Consider the following 20,186-nt stretch of genomic DNA (forward strand, 5'->3'; position numbering starts at 1 on the left):
ACATCAAAAATTGATTAAACAAAAAAACACAAGGAATAAAATATGATAAAGTCAATTATATCAATTATTAAGGATGTGTTGTCATTCTTAATATATGGAAAAGTAAGAGATAAATCACAACCGACTAAAGACGATGCTTTTGTTGATATCCACGGGTGCAAAATACAAGATGGTAGTGATTACTTTCACCCAAACCAAGTAAAGGGTATTCCTGTTTATGATACTGATTCAGTGCTAGAGCAACACAGGGGTTATATCAATGAAATCGAACGTATTTGCGGTGTTGGCGACCACAGAAAAACAGAGGACGGCAAGCAGTTAAGAAAAGAATTGTTTGAGATGGTTATTAGACGATTCATAGAATATGTACATCTTCTCCCTGCCTCAGAGTCACATCATCATAGTGTGCCCGGCGGTATGCTAATACACAGCCTCGAAACGAGTTCGTGGGCATTGCGTTCAGCACAAGATAGTAGACCTGCTACATCAGGTATGTTGGATGTGGATAAACAACTTGAGCCAGCATATCATTATGCCGCTTGGGTGGGTGGTCTGATGCACGATATCGGTAAGTTAGTTGCAGACATGAATGTGTTTGCGGTGTCAACGTATGACAAGGAAACTAACAGAAATATAAAAGTATCGAGTGTAATTCCACACTGGCACCCTGAGAAGGAGTCATTAATTTCTTGGGCAAAGCGGTATGACATTGCTACTTATTCAGTGTCGTTTAAGGGGAATAGAATACACAACCAACATAATACGGTGACATCATCTTTGATAGCGCCAATATTGGGTAATGGTGCTGCGTTGGACAGATTATTAACGTCACCCATCAACGTTCACCATGAATTAAGTAAGGTATTGAACGGCACTGACAGCAAGTGTGATTACTTAAAAAAAGCAATTCGCGTCGGTGACAATAAAAGTACAAGTGAAAACCTAAAGATATTCCAGCATTTGAAAATGGGTCAGGGGAAGCTATCTCAATCGGCGATGATTTTCAGGGCGATACAATGGAGTCGACCAAAATGGTCAATCAATAAAACTAATGGTCATGCGTGGATTATTGGAAGCGACGTTTATCTTCGATACACAAGTGCTTTCGATGTGATTCAAAAAGAGGCTGAGAACAATGGCTACCATGTCGCTAGCAAGGGTTATTCGCTATTTGATGTTATGGCCGACAGTAATATGCTTGAGCGCTATGACGAAAAAAATTGGCTGGTGAAGTATGTAGGCGGTGTATTTACAGCAAGCGACATTGAAGATATTCGTTCAGGTGAGAAGTCCGTACGTTGGGAATCGATTATTAAGGTGATGTGGCGCGGTGTGGTTTTCGGTTCAGACCCGGTGCCAGATAGTGCGCCAGGCATCATGCTATTGCCTGACGACCAGACAATGATCTTGGTGAGAACAGATGGCTCAACTCAGGAATTCGAAGCTCCTATAGCAATGGATGTGAATGAGTCGCCTGATATTGCAAATTTGACAGAGCCAAATATCAATAAAGTACAACAAAAGCAACCTGTGGTCATCGAGAATGACACTGAAGAATCTGAAGTATCTTCAACGGATGCAACCTCAATTACATCGTCAGTTGAAATAACTCATAAAGTAAAACCGATGAAAAAAATTATAACTGAGGGTACAGATAGCGAGCAAAAGAGCAATACACCTAAGCACAAAGAGTTAAAATTCAAGAATGATCCTGCGAATAAAAAAGTACAAGACCACTATCTTACAGCAAAACAAGTAAGCCAACAGTCAATTGCACATAGTTCATTATCAGATGAAGTTATTGAGTTTTGGCAGGAAGCTATATTTGTTAAAAATCCATCAAAGGGTATAGAGTTAGTTCACCTAAACAACACTGCGGCATTACTAGGTATGACAACTGAAGCGCTGGCTACAAAAGCTAGGCAGGATGGTGTTGTTATTCCTAACCAAGCCGCACCTTTAAAAATAGTTACTATTTACAATAATGAGCCTTGTTTGCATATATCAGTGTCACCGTCTGTGGTTAAAAAAGATAAACCTGAAGATATCAAAATTGAAGTTCCTATGCAGATCGCTCAAGAGGCATCCGGTAAAAGTAAAAAACAGGATGTAAGTGTTGATATAGCTCACGAACTTGGCAATCAAGATGGAGTAGTTTGGGAAGATGCTAAAAAGCAAGAGCTGGACTGTGGATTAGACTTGGTAGTAGGAACGATAACAAGTCAACGCACATTAGGCTATGCAATTAGTTTTATTATTAATTTAAAACTAGGTGCAGATTGTCTAATTCAAACAGATGCGGGATTGGTTATTGATATTAGCCTTTTTTCTGCGGCAATACGAAGCACGGGGCAATACAAAACACAAGCAAAGACAGTGCATAGCGCGTTAACTGCTGCTGGATTTGTACCGATCTTCGGATGCGAGAGGCTATATTTAATTCCTTATTTAGAGTTGAAAAATATCAACCTCAGGCTGAGATAGAAAAACAAATCAGACATAGATGTATTTATTTGCCTTGTTTAGTTGTGGTTTTAACAAACAACAATGGGTGCATCTGTGCTGTATTTTTAAGTTTATCAATCTACAAACTTAACACATCGTAATTCATCTACGACAATAGGTTTTCCGTTTTGAATAAAAAAGCCGCCATAACAGGGCTTTTTGTTTTTAGTTCTTTGGCGATCTATACCACGATAAATCAAAATAGTAGGATTCTTTTTCGAAGCTTCAATAAGCATATTAGATAAATCAACATAATTTAGATGATAAAAACCAACATGATCTGGCCTTTTTCTTGGTTTTTCATTACCCCATATTCCAAGTTCATCGTTCAATGCTTCAAGCTGTGCAACAGCCATTACCATAACAGTTCCATGTGATACATCATAATTATAAGAAAGTGAGGTCCTATCTTGTAAAAAAGAAGCTGTCTCAACTTCAACATCCTTTATTGGATATCCTTCTTTACCATAGCCTTTATTAAATTCACTGTTGATATAAAGATCTGAAACATCTTTAAAAAAATTCACTATAGCAAGTTCATGACAATCTACATCATTACAGCTTGTATCTTGGTTAAAAAAATAGGTGTAAGTCAGTGGATGGTGTCGCATATAGGTTGATAATAAAGAGTTGAGTGCGAAGAAGCCCAGTGATGTTCAATCGGTATAGTTGCCAGGACTAACCCATGAACCCGTTTCAGATAAAACAGCAATAGAAGAAACAAGACCAGAACCGAAAGCTAGCTCTGTCATATCAAAATTACTATTTTGTTGATGCTGAATTTCATTCGAAACAGGCTCTGAAGCTTTCTTAGCATCATATTCCTTATTTCGCAATATGATGTTTTTCAATTCGCTACTCATTTGGATGTTTGTGTCTAATAATAGCTTTCCACCCACTGAAAGATTTTTAAATTGTGGTGTAGAAGCGCAACCAGACAAACATAAGATTACAACGGAAAGGTATATTGATTTTTTCATTTAAACACCATTAAACCTTTGATTAATAAAGGAGTTATTTCGCCACAGCACTATTTTTATTGACTTAATTATACTATCAAAAAATGCACTTTTGGTAGCTAGCATATCAAACGAGTAATATCTAACTTGAGTAATCGACATCAGTCAAGCCATTTAGTTTTTTACGCTGACTCAACATTTAATATTAATGCCCCATATACAAGCTTACTTGGCGAATTACTTGAATAAAGTAACTGTAACTCATATTGATCATATGGCGATAAACTCGCATCAGTAGATTTTTCTGATTGTATTTATTGGAAATCGATCAACAATACTGTCTTGATGAAACATCACCATTCGCTTTCCACTGTCATCAACATCAGAAAAATAAGGCAAATTGCCTAAATTAACGGTTTGCTTTACAACTTTTGGTGAATTATCGCTCAAACAAGTGCGCTCCATTTTAATACTGCATAAAGTCATTGTTCTTTACTTATATCTACGGCAATATAATTAACATTAAATTAAATCAGGATCATAAGTGCCTTCAAAAGCACTTATGCGCTAAATGAGTTTGCCCATAGGCCAATAAAAAAGCCGAACAAGGTTATAAAATCTAATGAACACCAGTATTTATGACGCTAATCATGACACTAGGCTTGGTGATATTGCAGATATCCGTTCAGGCCACCCTTTTCGGGGCAGTATAGAGCCAGATGTAAATGGTGATGTGCATGTTGTGCAGGTGCGAAACACAAAAGCCACTGGTGAGATAATTCAGGATGAAGTGATCACAACCACGCTAATAAGTAAAAAACAGCCCGACTGGTTAAAGACGGGAGATATACTCTTTGTGGCAAAAGGAGCCAAACATTATTCCGCATTGGTAGAAGATTTACCAAAGCAAACGGTGTGCTCACCACATTTCTTTTTAGTACGAATAAAACCAGCATATAAAGAGTTAGTAACGCCAGAATTTATATGTTGGCAGTTAAACCAATTACCTGCACAGCGCTATTTTCAAACAACGGCAGAAGGCTCGCTTTATTTGAGTGTTCGTAGGCAAATTTTAGAATATGTGCCTATTACAATACTGCCGATAGACAAACAGCGACAAATAACGGCTATGCACCGCTGCGCAGTAAAAGAACAAAAAGTATTACAGCAACTCATTGAAAACAGACAACAACAACTTGATGCGATTGCGCACAAAGCGTTAACAGCGTAATGAACCAGAAAGTTGATAAAAACAATCGACTAAGCAAACGAATTAACAGATAAACAAGGAATAAAACGAATGCCAACAAGCCAAATCAATCAGGACGATATCAACAAAGCAGTATGGGCTGCTTGCGACACCTTTAGAGGCGTTATTAACGCAGATACCTACAAAGACTTCGTATTGACCATGTTGTTCTTAAAATACATCTCAGATGTGTATAAAGACGATTACAAAAAGCTAGTTGAACAACATGGCGATAATCCACAATTAATAACAGCCATGATGTCTAAGCAACGTTTTGTATTACCAGAAGGCGCTAGCTTTTGGGATTTATACGAACAACGTCACCAAGCAGGTAACGGGCAACGTATTGACCAAGCGCTACACGCATTAGAAGAAGCCAACGGTACTAAGCTTAAAAATGTATTCCAAGACATCAGCTTTAATACCGACAAATTAGGTCAAGAAAAGCAAAAAAACGATTTACTACGCCACTTATTAGAAGACTTTGGTAAAGACATTCTTAACTTAAGTTCAGATCGTGTGGGTAGTTTAGATGTTATCGGTAATGCCTACGAATTCCTCATTAAACACTTTGCCGCAGGCAGTGGAGCCACCGCAGGCGAATACTATACTCCGCCAGAAGTTTCAGATTTACTTGCAACCATTTTAGAGCCAGTTGAAGGCGATCAAATATGTGATCCCTGTGTTGGTAGTGGCTCATTATTATTGAAATGTGGGGCAATGGTGCGTAAAAACTCAGGCTCTAAAAAATATGCCTTATTCGGCCAAGAAGCGATTGGTGCAACCTGGGCACTAGCCAAAATGAACATGTTCCTGCACGGTGAAGACAACCACCGCATAGAATGGGGCGACACTATTCGCAATCCTCAGTTATTAGATAAAGAAGGAACAGGCTTACTGCACTTTGACATCGTCACAGCCAACCCACCATTTTCTCTGGACAAATGGGGTCATGAAGATGCTAGCAGTGATCCGTATGGCCGCTTTAGACGAGGCGTACCACCTAAAACCAAAGGTGATTATGCGTTTATCAGCCACATGATTGAAACCTTAAAGCCAGAAACGGGTCGCATGGGCGTAGTTGTGCCACATGGTGTGTTATTCAGAGCATCTTCGGAAGGTAAAATTCGCCAACAACTGATTGAAGAAAACCTACTTGATACCGTGATTGGCCTACCAGAAAAGCTATTCTTTGGTACAGGTATTCCAGCCGCGATTCTGCTCTTTAAAAAGCAGAAAACAGACAATAATGTTTTATTTATTGATGCTAGCCGTGAGTTTAAATCAGGCAAAAATCAAAACCAATTAACACCAGAGAATATTCAAAAAATAATCGATACCTACAAAGCCCGCGAGAGTGTTGATAAATACGCTTATCTAGCAACATTTGATGAGATTAAAGAAAACGACTTTAACCTTAACATTCCTCGTTATGTTGATACTTTTGAAGAAGAAGCTGAGATTGATTTAGTTGCAGTGCGTACTGAGCGTGTAACACTTAAGAAAGAACTCAATACACTTGAAGCAGAAATGGAAGGCTACTTAAAGGAGTTGGGTTATGATGCCTAATGGATGGGAAAAAAAAGCTTTTGGTGAAATAGTTAAGCTTTCAAAAACGAAATATAACCCAATGAAGTCAGATAGGTGTTTTCCTTGTATTGAGTTAGAGCATATAGCTCAAGGTACGGGACAAATTTTAGGTAGTGCTCCTGCGTCTAGCCTCGCAAGTATTAAAAACAAATTTCAAGCTGGAGATATTATTTTTGGAAAATTACGCCCGTACTTGCGTAAATATGCTAGCCCCACCTTTGAGGGAGTATGCTCTTCTGAAATTTGGGTTTTTGATCCAACAAACAAGGTTACAAATCCGTATCTTTTTCAATTCGTACAAACAGATAAATTTATTTCAGAAGCAAATAAATCAGCAGGTTCTAAAATGCCGAGGGCGGACTGGGGTGTAGTTTCTGAGATGGTAGTTCCACTTCCGCCAATCTCAGAACAACAAAAAGTCGCCAAAATCCTATCTACTTGGGATGAAGCTATTAACACCACCGACCGCCTAATCGACAACAGCAAACAGCAGAAAAAAGCCCTAATGCAACAACTACTCACGGGGAAAAAACGTTTATTTGATGAATCAGGTAAGCAGTTTGAAGGTGAATTAGATGAATACAAAATTAGAGATCTTTTTGAGCTTAGAGGTAGAGTTGGCTGGAAAGGGTACTCTAAAGAAGATTTAAGATCTTCAGGCCCATTAGCTATTGGTGGTACTCAGGTATCTAAGCACCATAGGATTACATTAAAAAAACCTGTATATCTATCGACAGAAAAATTTGATGAATCACCAGAAATAAAGCTTGAAAACGGTGATATTATTCTTGTGAAAACAGGAAATACTATAGGGAAAAGTGCTATTTATGATCCAGCTATAGGTGACGCGACCATTAATCCAAATACTGTAATTCTTCGACAAGTTAACCCTAAAGTAGATATTTATTACTTTCATGAAATTATGAAAGGGGAACACTTTCAAAAAGTGCTATGGGATTTTGTCGCTGTTGGCGCTCAACCATCAGTAAATCAAAAAAACATTTATAGTATGAAGGTTCTTCTTCCTACATTACAAGAGCAGAAGAAAATATCTAAAATTTTATCTATTTTAAATCAAGAAATTGAGCTATTCGAGAAACAGCTTGCTGATTTGAATCAAGAGAAAAAAGCGTTAATGCAGCAATTATTAACTGGTAAGCGAAGAGTAAAAGTTTAAGGAAAAGCATCGTGGCAAGTGAAGTTACTAGATATATCAAAGAAAAAGTGAAAACTGCATTGTGGGGTAAGTCAGCAGGACGCTGTCAGTTTAATGGCTGTAACCGTCCACTTTACCAATCTCCTATAACACTGGAGGCGGTTAACATTGCAGAAGCGGCACATATTTACTCTTTTTCGAAAGCTGGCCCTAGGGGATGGGGACCATTCGTAACTAATAAAGCTGAGCTAAACGAAGTCGGCAATCTGATGTTAATGTGCCACGATTGCCATAAAACAATTGATCAAGATACAACAGGAAAGAAATACTCTGCTGATTTATTGCAAAAATGGAAAAAAGAACACGAGCACCGCGTTTGGACAGTGGCAGGTATTTCACTTTCAAATAAATCATATGTTGTTTTTTATGGCGCAAACATTGGTGAACAAAAATCTCCTTTACAATACGATCAAGCTGTAACGGCAATGTTTCCAACCAAATACCCTGTTAGCTCAGCGCCTTTGACATTATCTATGTCGAGCAGTTTAACCGATAGAGACGCAGAATATTGGGCTGCTGAATCAAAACAATTAGAAACTGTTTTTACACAGCAGATTACACCTTTAATAAGTGCGGGGGAAAATATACATTTTTCACTGTTCTCATTAGCACCGATGCCTTTATTAATTAAGTTGGGCTGTTTATTCACAGATAAAATTTCCGTTGATACATATCAACCCATTCGCGAGCCAAAAACGTGGAGTTGGCAAGTTATGCCTGACAACTTTGATTTTATTGTAGTTGAACCGCAATCAAAACAACGCATGCCTGTTCTTGTTTTATCTTTAAGCGCACATATCGAAAGTAGCAGGGTTCATGAAGTTTTAGGGGACGATGTGGATATTTGGGAAATCAAAACGCCACGAGAATTTCAACACAATGACTTTATGAGATCGCCTGAACAATTGGCTTTATTTAGGCAAGCCATGAGAAAAGTCATCGAGAGCATATCCGCGCATTATGGTTTAGATACTGAATTAAATATATTCCCAGCAATACCCGTTTCTTGTGCTGTTGAATTGGGAAGAATTCGAATGCCAAAAGCATCGATGTCATGGCGTATATTCGACCAAAACTATCAAACTAAAACGTTTAACGAAACTATAACAATACATGGAGGTTAGTAATGGTAAATATAGTTAGTCGTGAGGACGCGCTTCAGGAAGCTGCGTCAAAATTAGATATCAGTCCTTCCAAATACAAACAAGCAATAGAGCGCTTTAACTCAATGAAGTCATTTTTGTTAGAAGGTGAATATGATGGTGCAATGTCTCCTCCTGATGTTTACCTTCAAGGATCTTTTAAACTGGGCACTGAAATAAGACCATTTAAAGATAGTAAGGATTCAGACTACGATATTGATTTAGTTTGCTGTTTGGGTCATATGAAACAGTTTAGCCAAGCGAGTACCATTAAGAACCAAGTTGGTGACAGAATAAAATCAAATGGCACATACTCTAGAATGCTTGATGACGAAGGTAAGCGCTGTTGGACTCTAAACTATGCCGAAGAGGATAACATTGGTTTCCATATGGATGTGCTTCCTGCTGTAAATGAACAAAGTGGAGTTGGCCAAATACACTCAATTGCAGCTACCAATAAAAATCAAGATGAAAGTTATACTTGGACAACAAGTAACCCTAAAGGGTTTGCTGAGTGGTTTTATCAGCGTAACGGTGAAGCGTTTCAACTTGCAAAACTATCACAGAAACAGCAAATATTTAATAATCAACGTCAGTTATTTAACTCTATCGATGAAGTGCCTAACATCCATGTGAAAACTCCGCTACAAAGAGCAATTCAAATATTGAAAAGACACCGTGATATTAGGTTTTCTCAGTCAGATATAGAGTTATGTAAGCCTATTTCAATGGTTATTACAGTATTAGCCGCTAGTTGTTATAGAAATGAAAATACGATTTATAGCACCTTGAGTAACTTAATATCATTATTAGAGCAACAAGCTGCACAGCTTAATAATGACTTTGTATTCAATGATTATTTTTCTCGTTCTACTTATAATCTAATTACACGCAAGAGTGACGGGACCTGGCTTATTCAAAATCCAGCTAATCCGGGAGAAAATTTTGCTGATCGATGGCATGAAGATGACCATGCAAGGGCAAAAGCATTTTTCCAATGGGTTTCTTGGTTAAAAGAAGATTTCATTAATATTGATACGTTCGTTGAAAATGATCGCTTCACGAAGTCTCTAGTCGATGTATACCGTCCATCTAACCTACCTGCTTTGCATTTTAATGTTCAACATAAAGAGCATGGGGGTTGGCCTGTATCTTTAAATCAAGACTACAATGTGGAAATAAAAGCTAGCTATAAAACGAATGTGTTTTGGAAAAAATTTGAATCAGGACAGCCTCTTTTAAAAGGTAAAGATCTTAAATTTAAAGTTAATACAAATATACCAAAGCCTTTTGATATTTATTGGCAAGTTGTGAATACAGGACAAGAGGCAGCAAATGCTGGGCAACTCAGAGGGGAAATTTCAGAGCACACAAATAGAAATTCTTCAGATATATATCGAACAGAATCAACTTCATATACTGGCGACCACTGGGTGGAGTGTTATGTAATTAAAAATGGAAATTGTGTAGCAAGAAGTGGCGAGTTTATAGTTAGTATAAGGGATAGGTTTTAAGATATGTCTGTAGTCAACTTTAAAGAAGAATTTAGTTCAAAAATTCCAGCACTAACCCTGCTGACTAATTTGGGTTACCAGTTCATTCCGCCTAGTGAATGTGAAGCCTTACGTGGTAATCCATTTGCGGCAGATAAAAAAAGCACCCATCAAGTGGTGTTAATGCCAATCATGCGTGAGTTTTTAGCTAAACAAACCTTTCCCTTTGCAGGTAAGCAACACAAGCTCACTGATGCTGCGATTGATAAAGTGATGCATGAGTTAAACCCTGCAATGAATTTAGGGCTTAAAGCCGCTAATGAAAAGCTCTATAACGCTATGATGTATGGTGTGAGTGTTACAGAGTTTGTTGATGGTAAAAAAGCCTCCCCGACTATTCAACTTATAGACTGGCACACTATCGAAAACAACCAGTTCCACTTTACTGAAGAGTTGGTTGTACAAAATGCTGAAGGAACAGGCAACCGTATTCCAGATATAGTCTGTTTTTTGAACGGCTTACCTTTAGTGGTGATTGAAGCAAAACGTCCTGATTCGAATAAAGAGGGTAAATCGACCAATGCCGAGGCGATTTCTCAACAAATACGCAATCAAGGTCAGCAAGAAATCCCTCACTTGTTTGCTTATAGCCAATTGCTTTTAGCGGTTAATGGGCACGAAGGTTTATATGCTACATGCGGCACCCCTGAAAAATTCTGGGCAAAATGGAAAGAAGAATTAATACCTGAAGCTGAGTTTGTTCGCCTAAAAAATCGCAGCCTTAATGATAAACAGCTTAACAGTTTATTCAATCATCGACCTGCTTACGCTAAAGATGACTACTTATCGTTAATTGCCGCAGGTGATTTAACCGTTACCGACCAAGATAGACTGATCATCAGTTTATTACGCCCTGAGCGTTTACTTGAGATGACCCGCTTGTTTACTTTGTTTGATAAAAAAGCAGGCAAGATTGTCGCTCGTTATCAGCAAGTATTTGGCATTAAAGCTTTAGTTGAACGCATTAATACCTTTGATGCAGCAGGTGCTCGTGAAGGCGGTGTTATTTGGCATACAACGGGCAGTGGTAAGTCGTTTACTATGGTGTTTTTATCCAAAGCCCTTGTTTGGTTAGAAGAATTATCACAAGTTCGTGTGATCATCGTAACTGATAGAGTTGATTTAGAAGATCAGCTTAGCCGTACTTTCGCTTCTGGTGGTGTATTGACTGACAGAGATAAAAAAGACGCTATGGCAACATCTGGCAAACGTTTAGCCGAGCAAATTGGTAAAGGTAATGAACGCGTTATCTTTTCAATCATTAATAAGTTTGGCTCTGCCATTAAGCAAAAAGAATGTTTTAACGATAGTCCTAATATTATCGTATTAGTGGATGAAGGTCATCGTAGTCAAAACGGTGAAAACAATATTCGAATGCAGCAAACACTGCCCAAAGCGGCCTTTATCGCATTCACAGGTACGCCACTATTAAAAGATGATAAGACCGAAAACAAGTTCGGTAAAATTATTCACTCATACACCATGCAACAAGCCGTTGAAGATAAAACAGTAACGCCATTGTTATACGAAGAGCGTATACCTGAGTTAAATGTGAATGACAAAGCCATTGATGCTTGGTTTGAACGTAGCACCAGTAGATTAAGCGAGAAGCAACGAACTGATTTAAAGAAAAAGTTTTCACAAAAAGGTCAAATTTACCAAAGTGCAGATCGCATCATGCTTATTGCATATGACATTGCCGATCATTTCCAAAACTTCAAACATCAAGGTTTAAAAGGACAATTAGCATGTGATTCGAAAGCGTCTGCTATTCGCTACAAAGAAGCTTTAGATAAAATCGGTACGGTTACATCGGTTGTTGCAATGTCACCGCCTGATACTCGTGAAGGCCATGATGTTGTTGATCAAGACAGCAAAGACATCGTTCAAAACTGGTGGAAAGGTAACGTAGCGCAAACCTATGGGGGCGATGAAAAAGCTTACACAAAAGCCATTATAGAAGACTTTAGCCGTGACGATGGCCCAGATATTATGATAGTGGTCGATAAGCTACTAACGGGCTTTGACGAGCCTAAAAACACGGTGCTTTATATCGACAAGCCGCTTAAAGAGCACAATCTGATACAAGCTATTGCTCGCGTAAACCGTTTACATAGTAAAAAGCAGTTTGGTTACTTAATTGATTACCGTGGCATTTTGAAAGAACTTGATACCACCATTGAAAAATACCAAGACTTGGCTGAACGCACCCAAGGTGGCTTTGATATAGACGATCTTAAAGGTTTATATAACCGCATGGATACGGAATATAAAAAGTTACCAGGCTTACATAGTGAGCTATGGGATATTTTTGCTACTGTTAAAAATAAGCAAGATGGCCCTGCATTAAGGCAAGCATTAGCCCCTAAAGTACAAGATGTAGATGGCAAACTGGTTGATACTAATCTTAAAAATCGTGATGATTTTTACTCTGCCCTTACCGTTTTTTCTAACTGCATCAAGGTCGCTTTACAATCTGCTAGCTACTTTGAAGATAAGTCTTTCGATAGCAAACGTGACTTGTATAAACGTGACTTAAAAGCCTTTGTAAATTTGCGCAAACAAGTGCGTGAAGATGCCAATGAAACCGTCAATTACGATGAATACGCTGAAGATATTCGTAGCTTATTAGATAAACATATTGCGGGTATTGAGGTAAAAGAACCTGATGGTGCCTACTTGGTTGGTAATCTGGGTAAAAATGTTAAACCGCAAGATATGAGTGATGATGAAGCTCGAAATCAAACAGACAAAATCACGGGTCGTATCACTAAGATGATTGAAGAAGATCTTGCTGATGATCCTTATGCACAAGAGTATTTTTCTAATCTGTTAAAGAAAGCAATTGAAAAAACCAAAGAAATGTTTGATGCGCCAGTTAAGCAATACATCTTGTTTGCTGACTTTGAACAAGAAGTAAAAGATCGCAAGATTGCCGATATACCAAACGACTTTACTGATGATTCAGGCAAGTTAAATAAACATGCTCAAGCCTATTTTGGTTTGTTTAAGCATGTGTTTGGCGCAGACTATTTAGCTGAACAATCATTAGATAATGAGAAATTAGTAGAGCTTGCCTTTAATATTGATGAAGTGGTTAACAATGCAGTAGCTGAATACTCTATCAACCCTGCCGAAATTGAAAATGCCATCAGTATGAAGTTATTGCCAATGCTATTTGGCGATATTGGTATTGATAATGCTGAAAAACTCATTGAGGCAGTGCTTAAAATTACCCGCCTTGGTTTATCAAGAGGTTAATGTTGATGGCGAATTCATTAACAGGGGCTAGTTCTTCAATTGCTGCTGACATTATTACCAAAAAAAGCCACGCTAAAACGGCTGAGCGTGGTGCTTTTTATTACGGTAATGACATGATTCATTATGATGTCATCCGTAAATCACAAAACAGCAAGGTTAGCTCTAGTAAAGCTGTTGCTCGTAAGGTTGTGATAAAGGTGCATCCCGATCAACGTGTGGTTGCAACAGTGCCACATGATGCTACCGATGATTCGATTCAAGAGGCTATGCTTAAACGTGCCAGATGGATTTGGCAAAATATAGAAGAATTTGCAAAGCAAAAAGATTACGTTTTACCCAAGCGCTATGTTAGCGGTGAAACCCAGTTTTACTTAGGCAGACGCTATGTTTTAAAAGTGACAGTAGATGCAGAACTGCCACTAAATGTAAAATTACACCGTGGCAAACTGAATGTTAACCTTAGACAAGCGGATACAACGCCAAATAAAAATCTTCAGACTAAAAAGGTTAAAGCACTTTTAGATAAATGGTATCAACATCGTGCAAACATCATCTTTAACGAGCGCTTGGCTAAAATGCTACCTAAAGCAAACTGGGTAACTGACATCCCCTCATTTAGAATCATGGCAATGAAAAAACAATGGGGAAGCTGCTCAACTAAAGGCAACTTAATGCTAAATCCCCACCTAATTAAAGCCCCTAAAGAGTGTATTGATTACGTGATATTACATGAGCTATGCCATATTGCAGAACACAATCACAGCGAAAAATTTTGGCGATTACTAACCCAAGTTATGCCTACTTGGAAAGAAGTTAAAGCTAAATTGGATGATATGGCGGAGATGTATTTGAATGAATAAAAATTTTAGAGATTTGGTTGGACTATTAAAGCTTATTGAGTTTTTAAAACTTAAATTTTACAACAAGTTTACATATCTACTTTGGTAATAAATTACACTAATTGATCGCTTAGCTATTTGTAGAAAATAAAACCTAAAATGTAATCTTTGTCTTCGTTAGCTTCAATTTTTGAGCGCATTTGCTTAACCGATTCCCAAATTTTGGCGGCCAGCTGCCGTTTGTTTATTGTTATTTTTATTCCTAATTACGCTACTTATTAAAGCTGATTATTGAGTAGCACGAAATATCTATATGTCGCTATTATCTTAAGTTATAGCGATACACAAAGGGTATGGGAAGTGTGGGTTATGGTCAATGCGTTGTAGCCTTAAAATTATTTTATTGGGTTGTGCTTGGCCTGCTTATTTGGCTGTCAGGCTGTCACTTTACTGCATGATTTTATGTCCAAGAATCGTCATGTGAAGAAAAATCGTCTGAGAACGAGTCATCTAAAAACGAACTGTTGTCTGTAAAAATATCATCCTGAACGCTACTTGCACCAAAATCATCTACGAAACCATCATTGATGTCTGCAAACATATACGCTGTATCATCGTCTGACGACATATTATTTAACATCTCTGTTAATGCGTATTCTGGTGATAAAGGATCATTAACATCATGATGATAAATAATAGGGAATTCGTCATTCATATTACTGTAGTTGTCGTGATTAGTTATAAAGTCATCATCAATCCAGTCACTAAAGCTACCAATTTTAGCGTTTTTGCCTCTAAACTTAGGTTTTTTAATGCCAAATTCATCTCTATAAATAAGCGGTTCTTTTGGTGAACTAGCCGATATTAAGTTCCCTATAATTACAAAGATAATAATAACAATAACGCTAATAAGAATACCCATATTTTTTACTCGATTTTTATTTAATTGAGTAGCTATGATACTAATAATTAATTATCTCGCTACAAACCTCACACCAATGTCATAGTGCAATCATCCTTAGACCAACCGTACCAAACATTTGTCTCTATGCAATCAGCCATGTTTTTTAGTCCTTGCTGAACCTTATCTATAGCGTGGATTATTTTAGATAAAGACAAGTTGTAAGGCTGACAAATATCGGCATGAAAATATTCGGTAGTCACAAAAGTAAATTCTTTGATTTCAATACCTGACAATAGCGCTACATATTTGTAAAACTCTTGCTGAACGTCATAATGCAAATCATTTAACTGACGTAAAAACTTCTCAGGGCGCGTCGATAATGTGGTTTTTAAATCTACAGCTTCATCGTCAAAACGCAACCAGTCAAACTTTACCTTCAACATCAAACCGGTGTTGTGGCAACGATGGATCATGGCTACTTCTGGTAAACCATTACTTAGATAGGCGTTAGCTTCATTATGCTCTCTTGTGGTTTTCGCCGCACGGTGGGCGTCGTCCCATACCTGTCCATCAACAGGGATTTTACCGCCATAGGTAGTCACTTCAACGCCTTCAACGGTTTCAGTGCCCTTAATACCTTGTTTGTCGTATTCGCGTTGTTGGATGTCTTCAAATACTACAGCCGTAGGATCAGCTTCAATCAATCTTGCTGTTTTTTCAGCCTTAGTACCACTTTTCTTTAAGCCTAATGACAATAACTGTGCTTCAATTTGTGCAGCAGTGTGTAAAGCGTCTGGGTAATCAATGGGCATAACATCCCTAAAATAACGCTGATAATATCCTTGAGGCTCTAACACCAATGTGTGTGAATGAGTACCCGCATCAAACGTATTTTGCATAGCGGTTGTTCGTTTGCGCGTAATATCTGATAGATACTCACGATAATAATGTGCTGGAGAGTCAATGAACTTTTTCAACTTAGACGAACTTAGTGCGGGAAGTGCATGGTAAACATCGTTAGTCATATCAAGATAAATACCTTCAATAAGTTCACCTTGGCTATCAAGATAGGTTGGCTGACCATTTTCATAAGCAGGTTTAGCGCGTTCGCGCCAGTTAGATAAGCCTACAGAGTTTTCATATTCATCATCTTTTTCGACTATTAATTCGTATGCCATTGCTATCACCTCACGAGTATTAATAGCACCATTGAAACACGAAGAATTATTCTCGCAACAAAACGGGTAGCCTTTAGTTATGAGCTTCTCAGGTTTGTAGCGGGAATAACAACAAAGCGTAACATTGCCCTCAATTAAGAAAAATAAATCAATTGAGGGCAACAACATGAATCATTTAAGTGCGAACACCAAACGTCTAATTGATCTTTATAATGACACTGAGTTAAAAGCATTATTTACTAAAAACTATTTAGCCAGTGGTGTTCATTTAGCAAAAATAGATCAAGAATTTGCTTGGGCATTTGGAACCATAACACGTAGCGAACTTACTGAAACCGCTCCTGCATTATCATCATTGTCTAGTCCTAGTATAAAACGATTGTTGCTTGCTATCAGTGAATCTGGATTATCATTCGATCCACAACAAAAGCACTTTTATTTATCAACAGAAATCAGCCTTGGGGGTACGTTAGTCCCTAAAGTCGTTTTAGGCTACCTTGGTATGAAGCAAGTAGCTATGCGTTCAGGTTTAGTAAGAGGGATTAGTAATGATGTTATTTATGAAAGGGATTCATTTACTTGGTATGGCGCCAATAAAGAACCCGCTTTTGCTAGCTCCACTCGTGATCCTGGTGAGAATGTCGCGGGTGGTTATGTTTGTCTACATATGAAAGATGGAACTATTCACTCCTATCGCATGTCTAGCGAAGAGCTTTTAAGTATCGAAGCATCTGATATTCAAATGCGAATGGATATAGGTGGTGTCGAAAGTAGTTTGTATAGTGGGCCTTGGCGAGAGCGCTGTTTGCGGATTGCTTTATGGCGTTGCGCGTTTCGTGAATTTCAGCACATATTTATTGATACAGATAACTTGCTAGAACAGCATGATGAAAACAAAGAAGATAATTCAGTTACTCCTGATTTTAGTGACAAGTTTGCAGCAGCATTAAACAATAGTAATCAGGCGGCAACCGCATGAGAAATTTAATCCTTACACTTAATAAGTTACTAGGCGCTCAACACAACAAAGAAATCAACCGATGGGTGAGTGGCCAATATGGTCGTACATCCTTGTATAACAATGAGATGATCACGCTTAACGATGTTTGTGAAAATGAAATTATTTTAACGGTAAGCGATGCCCTTTCTAAGTTGTCTCTTACCCCACACCATCTCTTTAGATACTGTATGTTGCTACCCTCAATTAATAAAGGGTTACAAAAATTTACAGTGGTCTTTGAAATCAAACCCGGATTCTATAAACAATTACTAACATCAACCAAGAAAATACGTATTGATGATATGAGTATTGTAAATAAAGGTGATTTGTTTGAGCGTTATGGGCAGTTAAAACATATTAAGCATGAGGCAAATCAAGATGTAAACGATCCCGTTTATTACTTTATCAATGGCATTGTTATTGATAGCGAACAACCGTTTTCTTTGGGGTTCAACCAAACTGAATTACAGGCTGTGGGTGAGTCTATATTTGAGAAAAAATATAACAATGCAAACCCACTCAATAAAGACGAATGGCACGACATGATTTTCTCTGCACTGTTTTTAAGAATGCTTGACGATGACCCGTCGTTACTTATTTACGATGTACTTAATGAAGATAAAATCGATAAGCTTCTTGCCGCAAAATCTTGGGACAAAACCTACTATAACAATGCAGAAGAAGACACTGATACGATTTACAGTAGCTATGGGCGTGTTATCGCTAAAAAATCAAACCGATTTAATGCGATAACTGCGCGTCAAAACACTGAAACTAATACTCCAACATTAAGCTTGGTATCGTCAACAGACTTGCCGAAAAAACTAGCACCAGAAAAGGTTGATAACGTGCCACAAAAAAAACTCACCTCTAATGATGCAGGTTTTGTTTATGATGAATTTGGGGAGTTTTAGCTATGATCAAAAAAAATGATAAATACATTAATTATGCACGAGAAAAAATTCAATGTTATCTTAGTCCTAACGTGGTTTTATACATTGAACTTGAGAGGCGTACATCTAAACTTCGTCTTCAACGAATTATGTTGCATGAGTTGACTGATAACTCTTATACAGTATCAAGGGTTACTTACAACTGCCGCCTTGAAGTCAATTCAGTTGAGCATAAACCATCACTTTTTGTGTCAACACATAAACACCTTGCGCATGAACAAATTAATATAATGGTGACAGAGCTTGAGCAAGATGGCTTTGATGTGACCGATCAGTTTGAAGCACCGCTATGCACTATTGCAAGACTAGGTTGGAATTTTCACAGCCCAACCTTTGTACACAACATAAAGTTTTATGGGGTTAACCACCCAAAAGCAAACGAATTTTTATTTCAGAAAGTTCCTGCGGGTGTTCAGGTGATGGTAATGGTGGATGATCAAGGTAAATTATCTATTAACGATCTCGAAGATACGTTTCACATTCTTGTAAGTGATGAAAAGGTTAACGGTAATGCCCGTCTTTTTTTAGAGGTATTATCACAACAAGATGGCTTTAGAAGTTGTGTGCTTGAGGCGGTTTATGATGGTCAAAATCTGTATGTCACTGACGGGAGTTATATACATGACACCGATTTAAGAAAAATGCCGTTTGAAAAGCGCTATGAAACATTATCAATGTATATAGGAAATACACAGAAAAATAAGGTCTGCGGGCTTATAAAAGCAGAACACCTTCCCCCTGAACAATGGGGCTACACTTCAAGAAATGGCTTTGTAAAAGCGCTTATGGCTAAGCGTAAAAACTCACTTTGTAGTTTGTACAGAACAGGCGATAACTCAACCAGTACCGTTATTATTGGTGAGCGTGAACCCAGTAAATATGAATGTGTTAAAACAAACAAGGGCATAGCAATCCTACGACAAGAAGGGAGTAAAAAGTCACTCACAATACGCTACCCTGAATTGGGCGACAGAATGATGCTTAAGTCATTGCAGGTTATTGGTCCTGTGAACACCACAGAGCCAGCTTTTATATTTTAGTTTGTGTGGTTATTTATTTCTAAGTTCGAGTTCGTCCCAAGAGATGACAACCTATAACTGTTTATAAATGAAAAAGTGGAAATCAAATTAGTTGTTGCATAAAGCTAATTTCGTTTCCTTGTACTTTTTTTATAAACAATTACCCCAAATGACGCCATGTATTGTTTAAATAATAAGTAAAACTACCGGAAATTCAATATCTTTCAGTGACAATTAAAAAAGTAATTTTTACTTCTCATCTAGAAATATGTTTTTGTCAAAAAATTAGGCAAGCTAAATAGCGTCCTCTGATAATTCTGTAACCCATTTATTTCGATATTATATCATTCTTAAGCAGGTTCGATATCAGATATAAAAACTGCTTTATAGTAATTAAAATCGTCAAGAGTTTAATCTTTGGCAAACAATAGCGCGATTAATTAAACAAAACTTATCAAGGAGAAATATATGTCATCAATACCACAATTATTAGCAACAAAAGATGTTTGCAGAATATTTGATGTCACTTCAAGAACAATCAACAATTGGATGAATAGTAATACAAAAAATTTTCCCAAACCCGCAATAAAAGGTTTCCCGAACAAATGGAGGAAAACTGATATAGAGAATTATATTAACAAAGACCAATATGATGCTACTTAGAATTAAATCATGTGGTAATTTATATAAAGTCGCATATCGCGGCTTTTTTATTTTATGCTACAATGCGCGAATTATTGAACAATGCAGAAATAGCCGAAAGGTTAAGAAAAGCATTTTATGTACACCAGTATGTACACCAACGAGACTTTTAAAAA

18 protein-coding genes are annotated in these 20,186 nt (G+C 37.6%); 12 read left to right on the top strand and 6 right to left on the bottom strand.

Translation table 11 applies throughout. From position 1 onward, the window contains the following. Nucleotides 1-42: 42 nt before the first annotated feature. On the top strand, nt 43-2,484 hold the full coding sequence (gene mobH / locus Q4503_RS10050; RefSeq protein WP_303602173.1) for a MobH family relaxase: 2,442 nt from the start codon (nt 43-45) through the stop codon (nt 2,482-2,484). 95 nt (nt 2,485-2,579) lie between these two features. On the opposite strand, the gene Q4503_RS10055 is transcribed toward mobH, so the two are convergent. The 3 genes from Q4503_RS10055 to Q4503_RS10065 all read right to left on the bottom strand — a co-directional run bounded on the left by Q4503_RS10055 (nt 2,580) and on the right by Q4503_RS10065 (nt 3,914). After that, nucleotides 2,580-3,116: a hypothetical protein gene (locus Q4503_RS10055; protein ID WP_303602174.1), complete on the bottom strand. Its 537-nt coding sequence runs from the start codon at nt 3,114-3,116 to the stop codon at nt 2,580-2,582. A gap of 45 nt (nt 3,117-3,161) precedes the next feature. Then, a complete protein-coding gene (locus Q4503_RS10060) occupies nt 3,162-3,485 on the bottom strand; it encodes a hypothetical protein (RefSeq protein ID WP_303602175.1) in 324 nt (107 codons plus the stop codon). 270 nt (nt 3,486-3,755) lie between these two features. Next, a complete protein-coding gene (locus tag Q4503_RS10065; protein ID WP_303602176.1) occupies nt 3,756-3,914 on the bottom strand; it encodes a hypothetical protein in 159 nt (52 codons plus the stop codon). A 172-nt stretch (nt 3,915-4,086) separates the two neighbouring features. Between Q4503_RS10065 and Q4503_RS10070 the strand changes: the two genes are divergently transcribed. The 7 genes from Q4503_RS10070 to Q4503_RS10100 all read left to right on the top strand — a co-directional run bounded on the left by Q4503_RS10070 (nt 4,087) and on the right by Q4503_RS10100 (nt 14,335). Next, the gene (locus Q4503_RS10070) at nt 4,087-4,695 is read left to right on the top strand and encodes a restriction endonuclease subunit S (protein ID WP_303602177.1); all 609 of its coding nucleotides are present in this window, start codon (nt 4,087-4,089) and stop codon (nt 4,693-4,695) included. 69 nt (nt 4,696-4,764) lie between these two features. Continuing rightward, a complete protein-coding gene (locus tag Q4503_RS10075; RefSeq protein ID WP_303602178.1) occupies nt 4,765-6,282 on the top strand; it encodes a type I restriction-modification system subunit M in 1,518 nt (505 codons plus the stop codon). Next, nucleotides 6,272-7,480 carry a restriction endonuclease subunit S gene (locus Q4503_RS10080; protein WP_303602179.1) on the top strand — a complete coding sequence of 403 codons (1,209 nt, stop codon included), beginning with the start codon at nt 6,272-6,274 and terminating at the stop codon, nt 7,478-7,480. Before Q4503_RS10075 ends, Q4503_RS10080 begins: the two co-directional genes overlap by 11 nt. Before the next feature lie 11 nt (nt 7,481-7,491). Continuing rightward, entirely contained in the window at nt 7,492-8,643 is a 1,152-nt protein-coding gene (locus tag Q4503_RS10085; RefSeq protein WP_303602180.1) for an SAVED domain-containing protein, read from the top strand. A 2-nt stretch (nt 8,644-8,645) separates the two neighbouring features. Continuing rightward, nucleotides 8,646-10,175 carry a nucleotidyltransferase gene (locus Q4503_RS10090; protein ID WP_303602181.1) on the top strand — a complete coding sequence of 510 codons (1,530 nt, stop codon included), beginning with the start codon at nt 8,646-8,648 and terminating at the stop codon, nt 10,173-10,175. 3 nt (nt 10,176-10,178) lie between these two features. Next, on the top strand, nt 10,179-13,475 hold the full coding sequence (locus tag Q4503_RS10095) for a type I restriction endonuclease subunit R (RefSeq protein WP_303602182.1): 3,297 nt from the start codon (nt 10,179-10,181) through the stop codon (nt 13,473-13,475). 5 nt (nt 13,476-13,480) lie between these two features. Next, complete coding sequence (locus Q4503_RS10100) at nt 13,481-14,335, top strand: M48 family metallopeptidase (RefSeq protein ID WP_303602183.1); 855 nt, start codon at nt 13,481-13,483, stop codon at nt 14,333-14,335. A gap of 113 nt (nt 14,336-14,448) precedes the next feature. Here the strand turns inward: Q4503_RS10100 and Q4503_RS10105 are convergent, their stop codons facing one another. The 3 genes from Q4503_RS10105 to Q4503_RS10115 all read right to left on the bottom strand — a co-directional run bounded on the left by Q4503_RS10105 (nt 14,449) and on the right by Q4503_RS10115 (nt 16,396). Beyond that, complete coding sequence (locus Q4503_RS10105; RefSeq protein WP_368506796.1) at nt 14,449-14,574, bottom strand: type I restriction-modification system subunit M N-terminal domain-containing protein; 126 nt, start codon at nt 14,572-14,574, stop codon at nt 14,449-14,451. A gap of 200 nt (nt 14,575-14,774) precedes the next feature. Further along, nucleotides 14,775-15,236 carry a hypothetical protein gene (locus Q4503_RS10110; RefSeq protein ID WP_303602184.1) on the bottom strand — a complete coding sequence of 154 codons (462 nt, stop codon included), beginning with the start codon at nt 15,234-15,236 and terminating at the stop codon, nt 14,775-14,777. A 68-nt stretch (nt 15,237-15,304) separates the two neighbouring features. Then, nucleotides 15,305-16,396 carry a PD-(D/E)XK nuclease-like domain-containing protein gene (locus Q4503_RS10115; protein WP_303602185.1) on the bottom strand — a complete coding sequence of 364 codons (1,092 nt, stop codon included), beginning with the start codon at nt 16,394-16,396 and terminating at the stop codon, nt 15,305-15,307. Nucleotides 16,397-16,562: 166 nt separating this feature from the next. On the opposite strand from Q4503_RS10115, the gene Q4503_RS10120 reads away from it, so the two are divergent. From Q4503_RS10120 to Q4503_RS10135, 4 genes are all read left to right on the top strand, one after another. Then, nucleotides 16,563-17,375 (top strand): recombinase RecT, encoded by an 813-nt coding sequence (locus Q4503_RS10120; protein WP_303602186.1) that lies wholly within the window; start codon nt 16,563-16,565, stop codon nt 17,373-17,375. Continuing rightward, nucleotides 17,372-18,310, top strand: coding sequence for a hypothetical protein (locus Q4503_RS10125; RefSeq protein WP_303602187.1), 939 nt, complete (start codon nt 17,372-17,374; stop codon nt 18,308-18,310). Before Q4503_RS10120 ends, Q4503_RS10125 begins: the two co-directional genes overlap by 4 nt. 140 nt (nt 18,311-18,450) lie before the next feature. Beyond that, a complete protein-coding gene (locus tag Q4503_RS10130) occupies nt 18,451-19,389 on the top strand; it encodes a hypothetical protein (RefSeq protein ID WP_303602188.1) in 939 nt (312 codons plus the stop codon). A gap of 447 nt (nt 19,390-19,836) precedes the next feature. After that, nucleotides 19,837-20,031, top strand: a complete 195-nt coding sequence (locus tag Q4503_RS10135) for an AlpA family transcriptional regulator (RefSeq protein WP_303602189.1) — start codon at nt 19,837-19,839, stop codon at nt 20,029-20,031. The last annotated feature ends 155 nt before the right edge of the window (nt 20,032-20,186 follow it).

It is taken from the genome of Colwellia sp. 6_MG-2023 (assembly GCF_030547765.1).
Classification (GTDB): Bacteria; Pseudomonadota; Gammaproteobacteria; order Enterobacterales; family Alteromonadaceae; genus Colwellia.